At 39.8% G+C, this 21,897-nt stretch carries 20 protein-coding genes and 4 tRNA genes; 5 read left to right on the top strand and 19 right to left on the bottom strand.

Translation table 11 applies throughout. The features are described 5' to 3' along the window. Nucleotides 1–27: 27 nt before the first annotated feature. The 15 genes from tuf to BUA96_RS13135 form a co-directional block, all read right to left on the bottom strand. Entirely contained in the window at nt 28–1,215 is a 1,188-nt protein-coding gene (gene tuf / locus BUA96_RS13205; RefSeq protein ID WP_072983799.1) for an elongation factor Tu, read from the bottom strand. A gap of 137 nt (nt 1,216–1,352) precedes the next feature. Continuing rightward, a tRNA-Thr gene (locus BUA96_RS13200) sits at nt 1,353–1,424 on the bottom strand. A gap of 167 nt (nt 1,425–1,591) precedes the next feature. Next, nucleotides 1,592–1,664, bottom strand: a tRNA-Gly gene (locus BUA96_RS13195). Nucleotides 1,665–1,713: 49 nt separating this feature from the next. Then, a tRNA-Tyr gene (locus tag BUA96_RS13190) sits at nt 1,714–1,796 on the bottom strand. Nucleotides 1,797–1,869: 73 nt separating this feature from the next. Then, nucleotides 1,870–1,943, bottom strand: a tRNA-Thr gene (locus tag BUA96_RS13185). Between the two features lie 98 nt (nt 1,944–2,041). Next, nucleotides 2,042–2,344, bottom strand: coding sequence for a ribosome hibernation-promoting factor, HPF/YfiA family (hpf, locus tag BUA96_RS13180; RefSeq protein WP_072983797.1), 303 nt, complete (start codon nt 2,342–2,344; stop codon nt 2,042–2,044). A gap of 37 nt (nt 2,345–2,381) precedes the next feature. Beyond that, nucleotides 2,382–3,278 (bottom strand): tyrosine-type recombinase/integrase, encoded by an 897-nt coding sequence (locus tag BUA96_RS13175; RefSeq protein WP_072983795.1) that lies wholly within the window; start codon nt 3,276–3,278, stop codon nt 2,382–2,384. Between the two features lie 243 nt (nt 3,279–3,521). Further along, complete coding sequence (gene rpsU, locus BUA96_RS13170) at nt 3,522–3,716, bottom strand: 30S ribosomal protein S21 (RefSeq protein ID WP_009781174.1); 195 nt, start codon at nt 3,714–3,716, stop codon at nt 3,522–3,524. 90 nt (nt 3,717–3,806) lie between these two features. Then, nucleotides 3,807–4,976 (bottom strand): acyl-CoA dehydrogenase family protein, encoded by a 1,170-nt coding sequence (locus BUA96_RS13165; protein ID WP_072983792.1) that lies wholly within the window; start codon nt 4,974–4,976, stop codon nt 3,807–3,809. A 77-nt stretch (nt 4,977–5,053) separates the two neighbouring features. Beyond that, entirely contained in the window at nt 5,054–5,920 is an 867-nt protein-coding gene (locus BUA96_RS13160; protein WP_072983785.1) for a ComEA family DNA-binding protein, read from the bottom strand. Between the two features lie 15 nt (nt 5,921–5,935). Then, on the bottom strand, nt 5,936–7,600 hold the full coding sequence (locus BUA96_RS13155; protein WP_072983902.1) for an alanine/glycine:cation symporter family protein: 1,665 nt from the start codon (nt 7,598–7,600) through the stop codon (nt 5,936–5,938). Between the two features lie 274 nt (nt 7,601–7,874). Further along, the gene (locus BUA96_RS13150; RefSeq protein WP_072983781.1) at nt 7,875–9,560 is read right to left on the bottom strand and encodes an alanine/glycine:cation symporter family protein; all 1,686 of its coding nucleotides are present in this window, start codon (nt 9,558–9,560) and stop codon (nt 7,875–7,877) included. A 91-nt stretch (nt 9,561–9,651) separates the two neighbouring features. Continuing rightward, nucleotides 9,652–10,659: a potassium channel family protein gene (locus tag BUA96_RS13145; RefSeq protein ID WP_072983775.1), complete on the bottom strand. Its 1,008-nt coding sequence runs from the start codon at nt 10,657–10,659 to the stop codon at nt 9,652–9,654. Nucleotides 10,660–10,662: 3 nt separating this feature from the next. Next, the gene (locus BUA96_RS17410) at nt 10,663–10,890 is read right to left on the bottom strand and encodes a PspC family transcriptional regulator (RefSeq protein ID WP_072983773.1); all 228 of its coding nucleotides are present in this window, start codon (nt 10,888–10,890) and stop codon (nt 10,663–10,665) included. 59 nt (nt 10,891–10,949) lie between these two features. After that, nucleotides 10,950–12,236, bottom strand: coding sequence for a DUF2851 family protein (locus BUA96_RS13135; protein WP_072983770.1), 1,287 nt, complete (start codon nt 12,234–12,236; stop codon nt 10,950–10,952). Between the two features lie 85 nt (nt 12,237–12,321). Here BUA96_RS13135 and BUA96_RS13130 point away from each other — a divergent pair, with 85 nt between their 5' ends. Beyond that, nucleotides 12,322–12,852, top strand: a complete 531-nt coding sequence (locus BUA96_RS13130; protein ID WP_072983761.1) for an NTF2-like N-terminal transpeptidase domain-containing protein — start codon at nt 12,322–12,324, stop codon at nt 12,850–12,852. A gap of 7 nt (nt 12,853–12,859) precedes the next feature. On the opposite strand, the gene BUA96_RS13125 is transcribed toward BUA96_RS13130, so the two are convergent. The 3 genes from BUA96_RS13125 to BUA96_RS13115 all read right to left on the bottom strand — a co-directional run bounded on the left by BUA96_RS13125 (nt 12,860) and on the right by BUA96_RS13115 (nt 15,969). Next, nucleotides 12,860–13,840: a PLP-dependent cysteine synthase family protein gene (locus BUA96_RS13125; RefSeq protein WP_072983759.1), complete on the bottom strand. Its 981-nt coding sequence runs from the start codon at nt 13,838–13,840 to the stop codon at nt 12,860–12,862. 142 nt (nt 13,841–13,982) lie between these two features. Next, entirely contained in the window at nt 13,983–14,639 is a 657-nt protein-coding gene (locus BUA96_RS13120) for a DUF2306 domain-containing protein (RefSeq protein WP_072983757.1), read from the bottom strand. Nucleotides 14,640–14,739: 100 nt separating this feature from the next. Continuing rightward, nucleotides 14,740–15,969 (bottom strand): ABC transporter permease, encoded by a 1,230-nt coding sequence (locus BUA96_RS13115; RefSeq protein WP_072983755.1) that lies wholly within the window; start codon nt 15,967–15,969, stop codon nt 14,740–14,742. Between the two features lie 7 nt (nt 15,970–15,976). On the opposite strand from BUA96_RS13115, the gene BUA96_RS13110 reads away from it, so the two are divergent. From BUA96_RS13110 to BUA96_RS13095, 4 genes are all read left to right on the top strand, one after another. Further along, complete coding sequence (locus BUA96_RS13110) at nt 15,977–17,248, top strand: exo-beta-N-acetylmuramidase NamZ family protein (RefSeq protein WP_072983900.1); 1,272 nt, start codon at nt 15,977–15,979, stop codon at nt 17,246–17,248. Between the two features lie 136 nt (nt 17,249–17,384). Then, complete coding sequence (locus BUA96_RS13105) at nt 17,385–17,762, top strand: carboxypeptidase-like regulatory domain-containing protein (RefSeq protein WP_072983754.1); 378 nt, start codon at nt 17,385–17,387, stop codon at nt 17,760–17,762. Between the two features lie 99 nt (nt 17,763–17,861). After that, a complete protein-coding gene (locus BUA96_RS13100; RefSeq protein ID WP_072983752.1) occupies nt 17,862–19,142 on the top strand; it encodes a serine hydrolase domain-containing protein in 1,281 nt (426 codons plus the stop codon). A 138-nt stretch (nt 19,143–19,280) separates the two neighbouring features. After that, complete coding sequence (locus tag BUA96_RS13095; RefSeq protein WP_072983750.1) at nt 19,281–20,831, top strand: M20/M25/M40 family metallo-hydrolase; 1,551 nt, start codon at nt 19,281–19,283, stop codon at nt 20,829–20,831. Between the two features lie 79 nt (nt 20,832–20,910). On the opposite strand, the gene BUA96_RS13090 is transcribed toward BUA96_RS13095, so the two are convergent. Continuing rightward, entirely contained in the window at nt 20,911–21,897 is a 987-nt protein-coding gene (locus BUA96_RS13090) for a DUF1028 domain-containing protein (protein ID WP_072983748.1), read from the bottom strand.

The raw sequence follows: 21,897 nt of genomic DNA, 5'->3' as shown, positions 1-21,897 counted from the left end.
CTTAATTTATTAATCTATAATTCGTGATTATTCAAGAATTTCAGTTACCTGACCAGCACCTACAGTTCTACCACCTTCACGGATAGCGAAACGTAGACCTACGTTCATTGCTATTGAGTTGATCAATTCAACAGTGATTGTAAGGTTATCTCCAGGCATAACCATCTCTACTCCATCAGGAAGAGAAATGTTACCAGTAACATCAGTTGTACGTACATAGAACTGTGGACGGTAGTTATTGTGGAATGGAGTGTGACGACCACCTTCTTCCTTCTTAAGGATATAAACCTCAGCTTTGAATTTAGTGTGTGGAGTTACAGAACCAGGCTTAGTAATTACCATACCACGAGAGATTTGAGTTTTCTCAATACCACGTAATAAGATACCTACGTTATCACCAGCTTCACCTCTATCTAATATCTTACGGAACATCTCAACCCCAGTAATAGTAGAAGTAAGTTTTTCTGCACCCATACCAATGATCTCTACAGGATCTCCAGTATTAGCAACACCAGTTTCGATACGTCCAGTTGCAACAGTACCACGACCAGTAATAGAGAATACATCTTCGATAGGCATCAAGAATGGCTTATCAACATCACGCGCAGGAAGCTCGATCCAGTTATCTACAGCTTCCATAAGCTCCATAACTTTATCAACCCACTTTTGCTCACCATTCAATGCACCCAAAGCAGAACCTTGAACAACAGGACCATTATCACCATCGTACTCGTAGAAGCTCAATAAATCTCTAACTTCCATCTCAACAAGCTCCAAAAGCTCCTCATCATCAACCATATCAACTTTGTTCATGAAAACAACGATACGAGGAATACCTACCTGACGACCAAGAAGGATGTGCTCACGAGTTTGTGGCATAGGACCATCAGTTGCAGCAACAACAAGAATAGCACCATCCATTTGAGCAGCACCAGTTACCATGTTCTTTACGTAATCCGCGTGACCTGGACAGTCAACGTGTGCGTAGTGACGGTTAGCTGTAGCGTACTCTACGTGAGAAGTGTTAATAGTAATACCTCTTTCTTTTTCTTCAGGAGCGTTGTCAATAGAGTCAAAACTTCTTAATTCAGAAAGACCTGCGTTAGCAAGTACAGTAGTAATAGCAGCAGTCAAGGTAGTTTTACCGTGGTCAACGTGCCCTATAGTACCAATATTTAAGTGAGGTTTGGAACGATCAAATGTTGCCTTTGCCATGATTTAAATAATTTTAATCTTAGTTATTATTAGTGTTCAATTTTTAAACTTACCTGATACGCAGCTATATGGTTTTTCTAAAACGCACAAAAACCGAGCACCAAGGGTACTAGTTTAAGTAGCAGCGACTGCTGTTGAGCCAACGACGGGATTTGAACCCGTGGCCTCTTCCTTACCAAGGAAACGCTCTACCCCTGAGCTACGTCGGCTTATATTTACCCTATCAAAACGACCGAAGTCTGAATTGCCCGGGCTGACCTATTCAGCTAAAGGGCTTTAAAAGTCATCTAATGACTAAAACCAAAGCCTATCAGGTTTGGTTTAAACAAAACCGAAAAACTTCGGTTAAAATAAATATCTATTTAAGATAATTAAGAGCGGGAGACCGGGTTCGAACCGGCGACATTCAGCTTGGAAGGCTGACGCTCTACCAACTGAGCTACTCCCGCATTGTGGGCGCCAAAATTAAAACAAATTTTAATTCTAGCAAAATAAAAGTGGGGAGAGCAGGATTCGAACCTGCGAAGTCTAATGACAACAGAGTTACAGTCTGTCCTCGTTGGCCGCTTGAGTATCTCCCCGATTGGTATTTTCAATATTTCAAAAAACGCTTCGACTGCGCTCCGCGCAAGCTCTAATTTGAGCTTTAAAAAGAGCCGATGGAGGGACTCGAACCCACGACCTGCTGATTACAAATCAGCTGCTCTAGCCAGCTGAGCTACATCGGCTTTTTATCGCCCCGTGAGGCATAAAAAAGTCCGCTATTTCTAACGGACTGCAAATGTAGAATAAATTTACTATTCACAAAACTTTTTTCAATTTTTTTTCACGCTGAAGCACGAATTTTTTGTTTTCGCCGCATCAACAAGCGCTCTAAAGAATGTGCACAATTGTCAGCGCCCTCCTCAAAGGACTTTGCTTGTTTTTTCACTATCAACTCGTTACCTGGAACACTGAGCAAAATTTCGACAATTTTATTCTGTCGATCACTGGTATTTTCTAATTTTAAAAAAACATCAGCATAAATTATGTGATCATAAAATTTTTCCAACTTATCCATCTTTTTTTGGATGAAGTTGATGAGTTTTTGATCTGCTACAAAATGGGGTGTTTGCACATTTACTTTCATAGATCCACATGTTAAAAGGTTACTATTAATTGAAAATCTACTGTTTTTTAAAATTACGAGGGTGTGCATTTTTATAGACTCTTCCCAACTCTGCAATACTTGTATGTGTGTAAACTTGAGTAGAAGCTAAACTAGCGTGACCTAATAATTCTTTTACAGCATTTAAATCGGCCCCGTTATTCAGCAAATGAGTCGCAAAAGTATGCCTAAGCATATGCGGGCTCGTTTTAGTTTTTTGGGACACCTTACTAAAATAATCATTTATGATTCTGTAAACAAACGTTTCATATAATTTGTCACCCTTATTGGTCAGCAATAAAAACGGATTATTTTTATCAACCCCATAATTTTCTCGAGCTTCCAGATATTTTTTCAAGCCTTCTTCAACCCAAAAAATTAATGGAATAATTCGCTCTTTGTTACGTTTTCCAAGTACTTTTATGTTGTGCGCACTAAAATCTACATCTGATATTTTAAGATTAATCAATTCACTTCTTCGCATTCCGGTTGCATAAAACAATGAAACAATCGCCAGATCTCTTAAATCTGAAAATTCTTCACTCGCCTGTAGTGCTTTAAGAACCGTATCAACTTCTGCTTCAGAAAAAGGTACTTGGATTTCCTTTTTCATTTTAAGCGACTTGTGCTGGGCTAATGGAGAATGCGTGATATTGCCGGTTTTAAGCAAGAATTTATAAAAGGCTTTTAAAGAAGAAATCTTTCTATTTATGCTTCGGTGTGATACTCCGGCTTCGGTAAGTTGTGCAATCCACGATCTTACAAAGGTATAGTTGATCATTTTTGGATCTTCAACCTCATAAAGCTCTTTCACGAAACGAAAAAAAGCCTCCAGATCTTTTTGATAAGCCAGAACGGTGTGCGCACTATACTTTCGCTCTAATTCGAGATAATCTATAAATGCATTTAAGTACATAGAGCAAATTTTAAAGTAAGATAAGTAATGTACAAGAATTATCTCTTGTTTAAGGCGCTCTTCTATTCAAAGCAATTGTTTTAGCTAAATGCGTTTTATATACTACCAGCATAGCTTTTGCAACAGCTAAAATTCAGGCATAAAAAAATCCGCTAAGAAATCTTAGCGGATTCAATATTTTGAAAGAGGATTAGTCTTTCTGCTAATAACCATAGCAAGCTAAGCGCTTACTGACGGAAATTATTAAATATTCTCTTGATCACGAAGGCCTTGAATATAAGACGCTTTCTGAATCTCTCTTCTACGCTCTACAGAAGGTTTTGTGAAAGCTTGACGATCACGTAGCTTACGCATAGTTCCCGTTCTATCAAATTTTCTTTTAAAACGCTTCAGCGCTCTATCAATATTTTCTCCGTCTTTTACTGGTATAATTAACATAGTGGTACCTCCTTTCTTTAAAATTCTTTTCAGTTTTCAGGCCGCAAAGATAGTTTAAACTTTAAAACTAACAAGCTGCTTTTAAAATATTTATTTTGTAGCCGGTTTATACTCCTTTTTATCGATAACCATTTTAGCGATAATTTCCTTTAAAATCTCAGAAGTACCGCCGCCAATAGGTCCTAACCTACTGTCTCTAAACATACGCGCCAATGGATAATCTTCCATATAACCGTAACCACCCAGCATCTGCAAGCACTTATAAATAACCTCATCTGCAATTTTTGTAGATAAGAGCTTAGACATACTTGCCTCTTTTACCACATAATCTCCGGTATTTAAGTTATGTGCTATACTGTAATTAAACGCTTTTACCATCTCGATCTCACTCGCCATCTCAGCTACGCTATGACGCAGCGCCTGAAAACGGTCTATGGTTTTGCCAAAAGCCGTTCGCTCACTCATATATTGCATTGCATATTCTAAAGCAAATTCTGCACGGGCATGTGCATTTACTCCCATAATCAAGCGCTCTAAAGCAAAGTGCTGCATAATATACGTGAAGCCTTTATCTTCTTCGCCCATCAAATTAGCAACAGGTACTTTCACATCATTGAATGCAATTTCACCGGTATCTGACGCTCTCCAGCCCAATTTATCCAACTTAGTGGCGCTTACTCCTTCTGCGTCACGATCGATCACAAAAATGCTCAATCCTTTATTTCCCTTATCCGGACTTGTTTTAGCGGCTACCACCAGGTAATCTGAATATACTCCGTTTGTGATAAAGGTTTTTGAACCATTAAGAATGTAATGATCTCCTTCTAAAACTGCAGTGCTGCGCATACCGGCAACATCTGAACCACCAAAAGGCTCTGTAATACACAAACACCCTATTTTCTCGCCGGTAATGCTAGGCGCTAAATACTTCTCTTTTATAAAGCTATCTCCTTCTGCCTTTAAATGCGTCATTGCTAGATACGCATGAGCCCACATTGCTGCAGCAAAGCCACCGCTATTAATACGCTGCAACTCTTCAAGAAAAATTACGGTGTAAAAAATATCAAGATCTAGTCCGCCATATTCTTCAGGACTGGCCAAACCAAAGTAACCCATCTCCCCCATTTTGGTCCAGATAAAACGCTCAATCTCGCCCGTTTTCTCCCATTTCTCAATATGCGGAACCACTTCCTTTTGTAAAAAATCTCTCAAACTTTCTCTAAAGAGCTTATGCTCTTCTGAAAAATAAACGTTGTTCATTTAATCTCTTTTAATTAATAAATAGGCAGTTGGAAAGGAAGTTTTGCCAGTAGGAACTACTTAATCTTTAAGCCTACTCAGTTTTGATTGGTTGACAAATATAATTTAATTCGCTCTAATTTATATGCGGTTATTCCGTCTATTTTAAGCAAGTCGTCAAGGTTGGTTATCGCCCCGTGCAGGGTTCTATAATCTATAATATCACGCGCGATATCAAAAGTTACAAACGGAACAGTTGAAAGGTCTGAAGCATTGGCCTTGTTCACATCGATCATTACGATTTCAGGTTTTGAAAGCACTGTATAGACCTCCTTTATGCTCCTCACCTGCGATGCTTTAATACCATAAACATCGTAGAGTTGATTATCTTCTAAAAATCCACCAAGCTTTCTTCGGTAAGAAAGAATGCGCTTTGCGATGGCTTCATTCATATTCTCCAAAGCCATCAACGCCTTAAAGTCAACAGTATTTAAATCTTTTGTCGGATTGGGTTTAACAGATGTAGAATACCTTCTTTTTTTAGTAGCGGGCTGAGTCACCCATTCAGGAAATTTAAAATAGGGCGAAATTAAAGCCAGAAGCGAATCAGAAACTCCGGTAACACGTTGAAAATCTTCTGCAGAATTAATCCAATTATTCTTTTCGCGAAAGCGCAATAACTTATCAACCTCTTCTGTATTCATTCCCAAAGTATAGCCTTTGTAATCGGTGATGAAATTAGGATTGAAAGGATAAATCTCAGGCTTATTCAATTCTTCTTTCAATTGAACTAAAGAATCTAATTGCTGCTCATAGTTGACTAATTCAATAACCGAAACGTTTTCCTTCTGCTGAAAGCTGTTCTTAAAAAAATAAGCGCCCCAGCTCAGCATAAGAATGAGCACCAAAAGTAAAATCCCACTCCGTTGTCTGCTGTCCAGAAAGAAGTGGGATTTCAGTTTCATAATTGGCTATTAAAATTAAGAGGCCTTTTTAGTACTCTTAGAGTCTTTGTCGATGACAGCGTCCATTCTGCCAATTTTAATCGCATTGAGATACGCTTGAAGTTCTCGCCGAACTTTTGGGGACAAGAGCACAAGCCCAATAATGTTAGGAAACACCATTGCAAATATCATCGCATCAGAGAAAGCGATTACCGCACCTAGACTTGATGAAGCTCCTACGATTACAAAAACCAAGAACAATACTTTATATACAATATCGGTTACTTTTCCTTTTCCGAATAAAAACTTCCAAGATTGAAGTCCGTAATACGACCAAGAGATTGCGGTTGAAATTGCAAACAACACCACAGCGATCGTAAGAACAATAGAGAAATAAGGAATTGCAGAATCAAAAGCTACCGAAGTAAGATCTACACCATTAATAGGCTCATTGGTTTCGTTAAGCATCACGTTACTTGCTGCATCTAGATTTCCGTAGGTAAACAAGTTATGTTTAGCATTTGTAATAATGATCACAATTGCAGTCATCGTACAGATAATTACGGTATCAACAAACGGACCTAAAGAAGCTGTTAAACCTTCACTAGCAGGATAACGTGTTTTTACAGCAGAGTGCGCAATTGCAGCAGAACCTACACCAGCCTCATTAGAGAATGCCGCACGCTGAAACCCAACGATCATTACACCTACAACACCACCAAAAGCAGCATTAGGGTTCATCGCACCATCCCAAATCTGACCTAAAGCAAATCCAACCATATCTATATTGATCGCAATAATTATAAAGCCAGCTAATACATAAATGATCGCCATAAAAGGAACCACTTTTTCTGTAAAAGAACCAATTCTTTTAATTCCACCGATGATCACTAAACCAATGATCACCGCCATTATGATACCTAAATATAAACCTGCGTTAGGATTATCCCAACCGGTCATCTGGATCAACTGTGAGGACGCCTGATTAGACTGAAACATATTACCGCCGCCAAAGGAAGCTCCAATACACATAATTGCAAAGAAAACAGCCAGCACTTTACCTAGCCCTTTCATCTTCATCTCATTCAAACCTTTAGAAAGGTAGTACATAGGACCACCGTAGGTTTTACCGTTCTCATCAACTTCACGGTATTTTACACCAAGGGTACACTCAACAAATTTAGAAGCCATCCCTAAGAGCCCTGCAATGATCATCCATACTGTCGCTCCCGGACCACCAATAGCAATTGCCACGGCCACACCGGCGATATTCCCTAAACCTACTGTTGCAGAAAGTGAAGCGGTCAACGCTTGAAAATGCGTTACCTCTCCTTGCACCTCACCCGTAAGCTTTACAGTATCTTTTACTTTACCATCTTCAACAACAATTTCTTCTTCCGCTGGCACATAATGATCAAGATCATCATACTTCCCCCAAGCGGTTTTTATACTGTCTTTAAAATATCTTAGATTAACTCCTTTGAAGTAAAGTGTAAAAAACAAAGCCCCTAAAAGTAAAATAAGAATTACGATAGGTAATTCTTTTCCGGCAATGACCACAGGGTACATTATAGTTTCAACAATTGGGGTAGTATATTTTTCGAAAGCTGCGTTAATTGATTCCCCCACACTCATACTTTCCTGAGCAAACGTCATAATAGGAAACATTAGACAACAAATAGAAAACATAATTTTCTTCATAAGTACTTTTGTATTTGAATAAAATTTTTGAAGTAAAAGCAGCAAGATGCTAAAAAATTAAGCGTTTTCAAAGGTAAAGCCCGTTAAAATAGTATTTCGTTGCATAATTCGCAGTAATATTACCAAAAGGTTTTACTTCTTTTCACGAGGTATTTTAAGTCCCTTTGGTACACTTGAAAAACCAATATCAAAAGTCCTAAAATACAAACCCCCAAACCGTTACCGGTTTGGGGGTTTCAATATGGTCAAATCTCGATTATCGAGTAACCTTCTATTATTTTAAAGCCTCACGTTTTAATTTGATCGCATCAAGATATCGGTTAAGTTGTTTCTTAACAACCGGGAATAAAAAGAATAAACCTACCATATTCGGGAAAATCATCGCAAATATCATCGCATCTGAAAAATCCCAGATCGATCTCATGTTTGCAGCTGCGCCAATTACGATAAAAGTTAGGAACAACAGTTTATAAACCATATCTGCCACCTTACCTCTTCCAAATAAGAATTTCCACGCTTGAATCCCATAGTAAGACCAAGAGATCATCGTAGAGACAGCAAATAAAACTACCGCTACAGTCAGGAATATATTTGAAAAAGGAATATACTCAGCAAAAGCCTTTGAAGTGATCCCGGCTCCTTCATACGATAAGCCATCAATAATCACTGCACCAGAGCCATCACCACCATACTCAAAGAAACCACCAAAGTTAAAAATGATGATCACAAGTGCGGTCATAGTACAAATAACAACAGTATCAATAAAAGGTTCTAACAAGGCCACAAGACCTTCACTTGCAGAATACTTGGTACGCACCGCAGAGTGCGCAATAGATGCTGAACCTGCGCCGGCCTCATTAGAAAATGCCGCACGTTTAAATCCAACTAATAAAACACCGATAACAGAACCAACACCAAAGGCAGTAGGATTAAAGGCTTCTTCTACAATAAGCGCAATTGCATCATCAATCAGGGAAAAATTCAATCCAATGATGTAAATACAAGCTACCAGATACATCACCGCCATAAAAGGCACTACTTTTTCAGTAACCTGTGCTATACGCTTGATACCGCCAATAATGATCACACCAACTAAAATTGCAATAACAACACCAATCCAGAATCCTGCGCCTGTACTTTCTAAGTTAAAAAGCTCTTTAATTACAATGGTGGCTTGATTACTTTGCGCGGCATTACCACCACCAAAAGAACCTCCAATACAGAAAATAGCAAAAACAACTGCTGCAATTTTTCCTAAAGTAGCAAAACCTTTTTCTTTTAAACCTTTGGTCAGGTAAAACATAGGACCGCCATAAACGGTACCATCTTCACCTACATCTCGGTACTGAACCCCAAGCGTACATTCAACAAATTTGCTAGACATACCTAAGAGTCCGCAGATGATCATCCAGAAAGTAGCTCCGGGACCACCAAGTGCGATAGCTAAAGCTACCCCGGCGATATTTCCGTTACCAACAGTTCCTGAAACTGCAGTAGCAAGTGCCTGAAAGTGGCTTACCTCACCTGCTGAAGATTCGTCACGTATCGTATCTACGATATCGCCATCAACAGCCAGATCATCATCAAGTGCCTCAATATGCTCCTCGATGTCAACTTTATTAAGATCTACACCATTTGCGATTCCGTCCTCTCCATAAAGAACTTTAGCTCCGTGATTCTCAATATCTTCATATTTACCACGTACCGTTTGAATCGCACGCCAGAAATATCTAAAGTTGGGAAAACCAAAATAAACTGTGAAGAATAAGGCGCTAAAAACGAGAAGAATTAATACAAACGGAATATCAAAAATGGTGAAGAAAACAACATTAGAAAAGAACGTTGAAACCGGTGCAAATGCCTGATCAATTTGATCATCTATTCCTATAGGAGCTGATTCCTGAGCAGAACCAATTAAAGAAGTAAATAGGAAAACGAGTAGGGATAATTTGTGTTTCATGCGCAAGCAAAATAGTTTAGTTAAAGATTGAAGCGGCCTTACAATCATTAAAAAAATATGTATAGCTCACTACTGAACCGTAAACATAATACTAAATCGCAAATTCTCTATGTAAATTTTCAATCTGTTCAGGTCTTCCAATCACAATTAAGATACAGCCTCGCTCTAATTTTAAAGAAGCTTCAGGATTTATGATATAATCACCATCAGCAGATTTATAGCCTATAATAGAACATCCGGTTTTATTTCTAAGGTCAATATCTCTGATAGACCTGGTTTTAAGATCGGGGCAGACCGCTTCAAAAGTTACCTGCTGTACATTGACACGACCTTCAGTAGCGACTTGTAGATTATCTAAAAACTCTACTAAATCTGGCACCACAACCAATGACGCCATATGGTCGCCTCCTATTTTATCTGGCATGATCACATTATCTGCTCCGGCGAATTTTAGCTTTTGATACGTAGTTTCTTCTGAAGCTCTACTGATGATTTTTAGATCAGGATTTATCTGCCGCGCCGATAGCACCACAAACAAATTATCTGAGTCATCTGGTAATGCCGAAATTAAAGTGGATGCCCGTTTTACTCCTGCCTGTACTAACACTTCGTCTTCATTAGCATTTCCTGTCACAAACAATATCTGGTCTGAGTGAAACTTATTTACGATTTCTTCATCGCGCTCGATCACCACAAATGGGCGACCGTAGGTCGTAAGTTTTTGAGCTGCTTGCTTACCATTTCTACCAAACCCCACAACGATCACGTGGTTATTTAAACTGTCTATCTTTTTTTGCACACTACGTTGTTTTATAAGTTCAAAATTACTGCGACTCAATATATATTCGGTGATGATAGATATTGCATAACCCAGCACGATCACGCTAACTAAAATTAAAATTACCGTAAAAATTTTAGCAGAATCATTAAGCGGTTGTACCTCACCAAAACCTACCGTACTTATCGTGATCATCGTCATATACACCGCATCGGTCCAGGTGTATTCTGCTAAAAACCGAAACCCAAAAACACCAAGCATCAGCATACTTATGATTAAAAGTATGGCTACGTAAATTCGGCTTCTAAAAATTTTCAGCATAGATTATAGATCAAATACAGAAGTGCGTTTAGTGTACACCAAATCTTTCAATTTTAGCCAAAACGCTAAAACCAGATACACAGCAAACCCGAGACCCGCAGTCGCGAAAGACAAATAAATAAAGAATAAACGCACATTTTTAGCGCGAATCCCTAACCTATCGGCCAGTCTTGAACTTACGTAAAAGCCGTTTCGCTCAAAAAAATGTCTTATTGCATATATAAACTTCATCGCCTTCCTGTTATTCTGCTGCAAAATACAACACTTCAAAAACAATCATTCTATCAAACTTAATTCGAAATTAAATAATTACCTATTTCACATTTTAAACATTGATTGAGATCACAATATTCTCTTTTTAATTGTAGCAAAGCCTGACTGTGCAACGCGTCACGCTCAAAAGTCTTGAGTTTTTCAAACGTGCTTACAACACTGTTTTTCTCTAGCGGAATGCTGCGCATCAAATCCAACAATTGCTCTTGCACATCTAGGCCTTTAGCCTGAGCATAAGCAAACTTCAACGGAATTATACTATTTATGATAAGCACATCGATAAAGGCATCAGACAATTTTTTAATTCGTGGTTTATGAGGTTTTCCAAAAGTATAATGGGTTTCCCAATAGGTTGAAGTACTTACCTTAAGTAACTTTTGAAGTTCTGATCGGGTTTGCGCTGCCATACATTTTGAGAACAAATCTTGATGTTGCTCATACAATTGCGCAAGTTGCGAAATTCGGATGCCCGGAAAATTAGGAGGACGCAACTTAAAAAACTGCATCGGATACCGAATTCCTTCAGACAATTCAAATTTGTGTTTTATATATAAATAGTCCTTCTTCCAAAGTTTTGGTTGCTGTTCAATAGGATCATCAGCTAACATTTGCGCTTGTCCCAGCAACGCGGCTTCGAGTTGTCCCGGTTGTTGGCCCAACTTGCGCACTATTGAAAACGGAATAATCTGAGCGAGTTCTTCAAAAGCATCCGCATTGATCACCGTCCCAAAATTCCGCGCCAGCGTCATAAACAAAACAGCTTCCCAATCGCCGGTTACCGACTCTAATTTGCCTAGAACATGACTTACTTTACGCTCTAGCCTATCAAAATATAACCGCTCAATCCAATGCTCAAAAAGACCTGTATCAACCTCTGCAAAATTTTGCTCACAATTGATAAACCTATAGGATTTTGCTTCAAGCAAAGCCTTGTAACTCTGCAACATTTGTGGAGAGACCTTATCGCTTAATACCAAAGTAGGAATCGGCAAATTTGCTGCATCAAAAACCTCGCAGTCGTCCTCCCACACCACGTGTAGAATTACGTTTGAATATGCTTGATCGCGCTCGTGCCGGTGCAGATACCAATCTGAACTTTTTAAATGCACTTCAACATTTCCGGCCCATAACTGATCGCCAATGCGTATCTGCGCATTAAAAAAATCAGGGCCAGCAAGTTCGTTATAACTCCCGGGATGAATCACCTGAATACTTCTTTGCTCATCAGACAACGGTAACCCAGTTGAAGTAGCGCCTTCAAATTTTCTGAACTGCCATAAATAGTGCAAAAAAGCCTCTTTCATTAGCTTAAAGTTAATTCAATTTTAGCATAACCTTAATAGCCTCAAGACTTAAGGCTGATTAATTTTATCAAAAACTAATACAACTATGAAAAATTCAATGCTAACCTTAGCTTTAGCTACTTCAATGATCTTCGCTTCTTGTGTAGATCGAAAAACCAACGATAACGGCGAGGTTGAACTCGAAGAAAAAAATCAACAGGTTACCCCTGAAGATATGTTTCAAACCTCAGGACAGGAAGGAGAAACTTCTCCCGAAGATCTAGCCGAAATCAACAGCGCTAAAAAAGTCATTAATGATTATTTTGACGCCTTAGAACGTGGAGAAACCAACGAAGCTTACGAAGTATTATCTCAATCAAATAGTGAAAGAACAACGCCTTCTGAATTTGCTGAGAAACACGCCAATGTAGAAACGGCAACAGTAAGCTACACCACAGATCCTCAAGTAGTAAAAGGCGCAAATGGCACAGATGTGAAGTTACCCTTTAGATATACCATTCTTACCAAAGATGGAAACACGATGTCGTATAACGGCTCTGCAATGATCGTCAAGAGTAGCGAGGAAGACGCAGATTATAAAATTCAAGGGATGACTATGACTCGTGAAGAAAGTTAGAAAAGAGTTACTCTAAAAATCCTTTTTCACGCATCCACTCATCGTTGTACATTTTGTTGATATAACGACTTCCGTGATCGTGAAAAAGGATTACTACCACATCATCTTTAGTAAACTTATCTTTCAAATGCAGCAAGCCTTTGACCGCTGCACCAGCCGAATTTCCTAGGAAGAATCCTTCTTCTCGTGCTAGTCGTCGTGTATAAACGGCTGCATCTTTATCGGTTACTTTGGTGAAGCCATCAATAATTTTAAAGTCCACATTTTCAGGAAGAATATCCTCTCCTATTCCTTCAGTGATGTAGGGATAGATCTCATTTTCATCAAAAATACCGGTCTCGTGGTATTTTTTGAAGACCGAACCATAAGTATCTACACCCCAAATTTTAATGTCGGGATTTTTACTTTTCAAAAAATTTCCTACTCCAGAAATGGTTCCGCCGGTTCCTACTCCGCAAATAAAATGGGTGACCTTCCCATCAGTTTGATCCCAGATTTCAGGGCCCGTAGATTCAAAGTGCGCTTGAGCATTACTAGGATTATCATATTGATTTACGTACCACGAGTTAGGCGTTTCTTTAGCCAACCGCTTAGAAGTACTATAATAGGACTCAGGGTCGTCTGGATCTACATCTGTGGGACAAACCACAACCTCGCACCCTACAGCTTTTAAAATGTCAATTTTTTCTTTGCTCTGTTTATCAGAAATCACACAGACCATAGTATAACCTTTTACGATGGCTGCCAGCGCCAACCCCATACCTGTGTTTCCAGAAGTTCCTTCAATGATTGTACCGCCGGGTTTAATTAGGCCTTGCGCTTCGGCGTCTTCAACCATTTTTAAAGCCATTCGATCTTTAGTAGAATTCCCCGGATTAAAGGTTTCGTATTTGGCTAATACTAAACACGGAAGGTCTGCAGTGAGTTTATTCATTTTGACCAAAGGCGTTTCGCCAATGGTTTCTAATATATTTTCGGCGTATTGCATACAGGCGGTCTTCTTTTAATTTTTCAGCTATTTGAAGATTTTCTATTAAGATCAACAACTGATTAATTATTCTCAAAAATTAGAGATAAAAACCGACCCCAACTGAAGGTTTAACAACAATTTGAGTTTTTCTCAAGAAGATTTAAGAAGTGACTTTTTTTCGCTTTTTGAAACCTCCGCGTACTTTAATGATATAGTAAATGATAAAGGTGTTACCTATGACTGAAGGTAGAATCCAGACCATAAGCCCTTGCATTTTCATACCGCCCACGAGAAAAGCGGTCACCGAAGCAATATAGGCACCGGTTATTTTACCTATATGTTGTGCCAGCCATCCTGTTTTTGACCTTCTCGGCTTCCGCCAAAATCTAAAATCTTGAAAGCACAGCATCAAGCTAATGATTCCGAAGAAAATGAAAAGGACGTTGTTTCCAAAGCTATTTAAGATTCCACATAAGATCATCAAAACCGAAAGCAGCGTCATGGTGATGGTAATCCCCCAATCTAATTTAGAAACCTGAGCGGTCTTACGCTTAAAGCGCAATACGCGCTTGCCTACCAAAACCATATAGATGGTAAAAACACCTATTAAGAACAAAAAAGGATTGTGATGTCCCGGCATACAAGCGATAGGCAACGACAGTCCAGAACTGACTAACATTCCTATTACAAACCATTTTCCGGATTGTATATGGACTTTTCCTCCCTTTTTTGTGACTAAACTGAGGGTTCCTGAAAGTAAACCTATTCCACCAAAAAAAGCGTGAATGTAAATCGCTGTGCGTATTGCTGTTTCCATAATTGAAGTTTTAACACCTCAAAGATGAAGGCTAGAAGTCACCTATTCAATTAGAAAACACTCAACTGTTGTATGGAGCTACTCAATTGTAAAAACGGCATTATTCAAACTTGATGGTTTTCACCGGAGAGATACGCGTAACCACATAAGACGGAATCAACAGCATTAAGGCGCAAAGCAAAAATGTGCCTACGTTAAGCAACACGATATAATACCAATCGATATAAACAGGAGCCTCACTCACATAATAGGTCTCAGGATTTAGTGTGATCAGTCCAAAATAATGCTGTAATAAGAGTAAGCCCAATCCTATGACATTTCCCCAGAATAAACCAACGCCTACTAAATACAATGCGTTATACATAAAGATCTTTCTAATACTCCAGTTGTTTGCCCCCAGCGCTTTAAGAATACCCACCATAGGTGTACGCTCCAGAATCAACACGAGCAAGGCTACGATCATATTGATCCCCGCAACGATAATCATCACCACGATAATAAGTGCTATATTGAAATCAAATAAAGACAACCACTCAAAAATAGAATAGTACTTCTGGGTGATGGTCATTGTATTTAAAAACGAATCTGTGTTTTCATAGATCGCTGTGCCTATCTCGTTGAGCCGATCAAAATCGCTTACAAAAACCTCAAACGCACCTACTTGATCTGCCTCCCAATTATTAAGTTTTTGAACGTGCCTAATATCTGCAAAAATGAAACTTTCATCAAATTCTTGAAAACCGCTGTCATAAATACCTACGATGTCAAACCTTCGATTTAAAAAACCGCCATCCTCTTTCAAAAAGAAAACAATTACTTTATCTCCATTTTTAAACCCCAATCGGTTGGCTTGATATCGGCTTACGAGAATTTCTGTATTTAGATTTTCGGTATAATCAGGAACATGACCTTCAATAAGAAAATCCTGCATATAATCCCAACGGTAATCGTCGCCTACGCCTTTTACAATAATCCCTTCAAAATCAGTCGCAGTGCGAATCACACCAGCCTTTGTAGCGGTAACCTGCACGTGAGTTACTTCAGGAACGGCATCAAAATCGGGATAAAAATTTTGGTTTTTTGGAATAGGGTTCAGCGTGATATCGCTGTTATTTCCGTCAAATTGAGAAATAATAATATCCCCATTAAAGGCTGAAACTTTTTCTTTGATCTTTTGCTGAAGCCCCACGCCGGTAGCGATGGTAATCATCATCATGACCACGCCTAGAATTATTGCGATGATTGCAATTTTAATTATAGGGGTTGAAGCAGTACTTTTATACTTCTTGGCGCCAATTATGCGTTTAGCTGTAAAATATTCAAAATTCAATCGTCCTATGGCGTTTCGTTTATTCAAAAGTACCTTTTTTTTAGTTTTTGTAATTAGTATTTCCTGCGGAAACACGCCCGGTACTAAAAATCAAAGCCTGCCATCTCCCGAGTCACAAAATGACGCGCTGGCAAAAACTAAAACTCCAGAACCTGCACCAATCGTCCTTGGCGCCAATCGCACGGAAGTTTATCTCCCCTTATTAAAAGACAAAAAGGTTGCAGTTGTTGGCAACCCTAGTTCCCTTATTCTTAAAACCTCATCATCAAGCGAAAAAGTATATACTCATTTAGTAGATTCTTTGGTCGCACATGAGATCAATATTGTAAAAGTGTTTTCGCCGGAGCACGGTTTTCGAGGCACTGCAGATGCAGGGGAAGCGGTCAAAGACGGGAAAGATCCTAAAACCGGTTTACCGGTGATTTCTTTATACGGAAACAATAAAAAACCAAAGCCAGAGCAATTGGCCGGAGTAGATGTTATCGTTTTTGATATTCAAGATGTAGGCGTTAGATTTTACACCTATATAGCTACTTTACATTATGTCATGCAGGCTGCAGCTGAAGCTTCGATTCCTGTAATTGTTTTAGATCGGCCCAATCCTAATGGAAGCTATGTAGACGGACCCATTATGGAAGCAGCGCATACCAGTTTTTTAGGAATGCATGCGGGTGTTCCGCTCGTACATGGGATGACCATTGGCGAATATGCGCAGATGATGAATCAAGAAGGCTGGCTTCAAACAGCACACCCGGCAAAACTTACCGTGGTCGCTATGCAAAATTATACGCACAATTTAACTTACTCCCTACCGGTGCGCCCTTCTCCTAACTTACCCAACGACCAATCGATTATGCTTTACCCTAGTCTTGGCTTATGCGAGGGCACAACGTTAAATGCTGGTCGCGGGACCGAAATGCAGTTTCAAGTCATTGGCTCTCCGTTTCTTCCACAAGAACAATATACGTTTAGTTATACGCCGCAACCTAATTTTGGCTCTAAAAACCCAAAATTCAAAGGCGAAACCTGCAATGGTCTAGACTTGCGAATGCTCCCGAAACTTCAAAAAGTTGATCTTCATTTTATTATAGATGCCTACCGCAATTATGAAAAGAAAGCGGAATTCTTTAACACTAAAAATTTCACGGCACACGCCGGCACCGCACAGTTACAACAGCAAATAGAAAGTGGAGCTACCATGCAGGAGATTAGAGTAAGTTGGCAGGATGGCCTAGAAGCTTTCAAAGTACTTCGCCAAAAATATGTCTTGTATCCATAGAGCAAACATCGGCTAACTGGGGTTTAACGTACTTATCTGAAGAATTAACTTTTTATCTACAACGAAATAGTTATATTTATCCGCTGATTTAGTTTTCTGAATCCGTGTTGAATACAAATCCGATAACGATTGAGCTATGAAATCCATTATAATTCTTGTTTGTGCCTTTTTTTTCAGCGCCCCATTTTACGGGCAACGTCTGTACGGTACGATTACCGATGCTAAAACACAAGAACCTATTGAAGGGGTTAATGTTTTTATCAAGTCTATCAAAAAAGGAGTGACTTCTAAAAACGACGGTATATTTTACTTCGAGCAGGCACACGGACTGGAGCAGCAAGACACCATTCTCTTTAATATGGTTGGGTATCATACTTTAAAGTTGACGTTAGCGCAGTACGAAACTCAAAATAAACAAGTACGTTTAGTTGAAGAGAAGTTCATCAATAGTAAGCCGGTTAAAGGCAGCAATCGGGTGATTACGTTGGGCAAAGCGAACAGCAGCATTAAGTGATCACGCAAACGATATATTAATTTTTGAATTGAATTAAGTTTAAATTTATACCTCAGAAGAAATTCTGAGGTATTTTTTTTGCAACTAACCCATTCCATTATGAAAAAATCTTTTAGCCTGCGCTGGCTATGTATTTGCGCAATTCTCGTTCATATTCAATTCTTTGCACAAGAAAATCTGCTCCCCAAAGTACAACCCGAAGCAGCCGGAATGAGCAGTTCTAGACTCGCTTATCTTGATACGATGGCGCTTGAAGCTCTCGCAGAAAAACAAGTGCCGGGAATGGTAGCTTTAGTAGCCCGCAATGGAAAGCTTGTTTATCATAAAGCCTTTGGCGCTGCTAATGCTCAGGGCGAAGCGCTTGATAGTAATTCAATTTTTAGGATCGCATCTCAAACCAAAGCCATCACCTCAACCGCAGTAATGATTCTTTGGGAACGCGGAAAATTTCAACTCGACGATCCCATTTCTAAATACATTCCGGAGTTTAAAGATGCTCAGGTTCTGGACTCCCTTTTACCTGACGGAAGCTACACCACTCATCCCGCTGTGCGCCCTATAACTATTAGACATTTGCTTACCCATACATCAGGAATTGGTTACGGTCAAATTGATGGTGATCCCAGATTCAAAAAAATCTATGATGCTGCTGGTGTGACTGATCTTTTTACCACCGAAAAAATCACAATTGAAGAAAGTGTCAAAAAACTGGCAAAATTGCCACTGCATCACAATCCGGGCGACAACTTCACCTATAGCGAAGGGCTTGATGTATTGGGTTATTTTATCGAAATTATTTCAGGGAAGCCGCTTGACGAATTCTTTAGAACAGAAATCTTTGAGCCCTTAGCCATGCACAATACCTACTTCTACCTACCCAAAGAAAAGCAAGATCTACTGGTAGCTGTTCAAACTAAAAAGGATGGAAGATGGATTGATTTCCCGACAACTTTTTATGATCCTGATTATCCTAAAAAAGGAAAAATGACTTTCTTCTCCGGTGGAGCAGGGTTATCAAGTATGCCAGTAGATTATGCACAATTTCTTCAGATGTATCTCAATAAAGGAACATTCAATGGAAACCGAATACTAAGCCGCACAACGGTTGATTTTATTTTGAGTAATCAAATAGGTGAAATATGGAAAGGTAATGGGTCGCATCACGGCCTTGCGTTTAGCGTTGTTGATGATCTAGGTGCTGCCAAAGGCGGCAAAGGAAGTGCAGGCACTTTTGAGTGGGGCGGCTACTTCAACACCCAGTATTTTGCAGATCCTGAAGAGCAACTCATTGGGATCATTATGAAGCAAACCCAAAAAGTTGGCGGTGACGAAACCGGCTGGAAATTCAGAAACATCGTCTTAAGTGCCATCGCTGATTGATTCTGATTTTTTTCTATTCGGGACTATTCTTTTATTCCATAAAAAGATACCTGCTATTATTGCATCTTTTTAGTCAACCGTAGCGTTCGAAGTCTTAATTTTAAGGTCTAACACTATTTAGCACTTAATTTTATTTAAATGAAAAAAACGTTTTACTTATGCTTGCTTGGCGCTAGCCTAAGCACAGGGCTTTTTGCTCAAACGCAAGAAGAAACGGTTGAGGCGATCGTAAAAGAAGCCACCGAAAATTCACAACTTAAACTTCTTGCGCACCAACTTCTAGATGTAGTTGGACCACGTCTGGTAGGCTCTCCAGAAATGAAGCACGCGCACGATTGGGCTGTTGAAACCTATGCTGATTGGGGCATCGATGCTGAAAATCAACAATGGGGTGTTTGGAAAGGTTGGGATCGTGGGATCACACACATCGATTTGGTAAGTCCACGCCGGGTAAGCCTTGAAGGTATGCAATTGGCTTGGTCTCCTGCAACCAAATCAAAAGGTGTAGAAGCCGAAGTTATAGTACTTCCGGAGGCTAAAGATTCGGTTAGTTTTAAAAATATGCTGTCTCAAGTAGCGGGGAAATTTGTTTTGGTTTCTATGCCACAACCTACCGGTAGACCTGACGATAATTGGGAAGAATGGGCAACTCCTGAGTCTTTTGAGAAAATGAAAAAAGATCGTGACGCACTCAATGACGCCTGGAATGCACGCATTAAAGCTACAGGATATTCTTCAAGAGAACTTCCTAAAATATTAGAAGAAGCAGGAGCTGTTGGTGTGATCACCAGCAACTGGTCACGCGGTTTTGGAGTGAACAAGGTATTTTCTGCCTATACTGAAGAAATCCCGATGGTGGATATCGCTTTAGAAGATTACGGCCTGCTTTACCGTCTTGCAGATTATGGCGACAAGCCTGTGATCAAAGTGGTTGCAGAGTCTGAAGAATTAGGTGAACAACCCACGTTTAATACCATTGCTCAAATAAAAGGAAGTGAAAAACCTGAGGAGTATGTAATTCTTTCTGCGCATTTTGATTCTTGGGATGGTGGCCAAGGCGCAACAGATAACGGTACCGGAACTTTGGTAATGATGGAAGCTATGCGCATCTTGAAGCAAGTATACCCTAACCCAAAGCGTACCATTCTCGTTGGACATTGGGGCAGTGAAGAGCAAGGACTTAACGGGTCGCGTTCTTTTGTAAAAGATCATCCGGAAATCGTAGCGGGTGTTCAAGCGGTATTTAATCAAGATAATGGTACAGGTCGCGTGGCTAATATTTCAGGTAACGGATTTTTAAATGCTTACGACTATCTAGGTCGTTGGTTAAATGCAGTTCCTGATGAAGTAGCATCAATTGAAACGCATTTCCCTGGAGCTCCTGGTCGTGGTGGTTCTGACTACGCTTCTTTTGTAGCGGCTGGCGCTCCTGCATTTAACCTAAGCTCGCTAAGCTGGAATTACTGGAACTACACGTGGCATACCAACCGCGATACCTATGATAAGATCGTTTGGGATGACGTGCAAAACAATGCGATCCTGACCGCTGTCTTAGCGTATATGGCGAGTGAAGACGATGAGAAAACTTCTCGTGAGCAAATTGTACTACCGGTTAACAAAAGAACAGGTGAGCAAATGACTTGGCCTGAACCTCGTGATGGAAACCGTCGCGGCGGTCTAGACGACTAGAGTCGATTAAATATAAAATAGAAATGCCTGAGTAACGTACTCAGGCATTTTTTATGCGTTCTAAAAACTATAAATTGAATTATAATTTCTGAATTTCCGCTACTTCAGATGCACTCACGGTAAGCAATCCCGGTTTTACTAAGCGTCCTATCATTTCGCGCCAATTTTCATCCTGTTCAAAAATCACCTTAAAAATTGGTTTAGCTTCTTCAAGCTGACCGTCATTGGCCATCGCTACCGCCTTCCAGAATTTCATTTCCAAATTGTCAGGAAACATCGTTTCGGCGGTGCTATATTGTTGTAACGCTTCGGGCATATCGCCTGCTTCTACAGCCAGATCACCACGATTCATATACTCGTATGCTCGGGCAACCTTCAGTAAACGGTCTAATTCTTCAATGGGGTTTTGGTGATCATCTACACGCAAATTGATCTTATATTCTTCCCAAGGATTCTCAACCAATTCTGGCCCTACTACGATCAATGCTGCAGATTGCTTTCCGCGGATATCGCCACCGGCAGCCTGTGCTGCTTTTAAAACTTCAACCATTCGCTCTGCTAACGGAAGTTCGCTGTACTTCTCAAAAGCTTCCGCCATCGCAGGAACCGTTTGATCCGTCAACATCATATTGGCCTGCACCGAAAAATTGTCTCCGGTTATTTGACTCGCATACACCACACATTTTTCACCCGTGTAGGCTGAAGCATTTCCGTTAACATCTAAGAAAGCAACTTGCCGATAGGCTTTACCCTCATCTTCGCCGATAAGCTGTTCAAGTGCAGCTTCCGCAGACATTCCTTCCTGCATCAATGCTAAACCTTTAGGCCCATAGGAAGGATTAACAAAAGACTGAGTAGCAACTACTCCTACTCCACTCTTTCCCCAACTCACTAGCGAACCCACGCTAAACCAATGGCTTTGCACAGCTACCGCCATTTCACCGGTCTCAGTATCACGTGCCACAATAGAAAACGTATGAGCGAAGGCACTTTTATCAGCATCTATCTGTTGGCTAAAACCTGTTGCAGTCGAGACTAGAAATAGAATTTTTATAATATTTTTCAT

It is taken from the genome of Leeuwenhoekiella palythoae (assembly GCF_900130045.1).
GTDB lineage: Bacteria > Bacteroidota > Bacteroidia > Flavobacteriales > Flavobacteriaceae > Leeuwenhoekiella > Leeuwenhoekiella palythoae.
The sequence above is the reverse complement of the archived record's forward strand: the minus strand, read 5'-3'. Positions and strand labels throughout refer to the sequence as shown.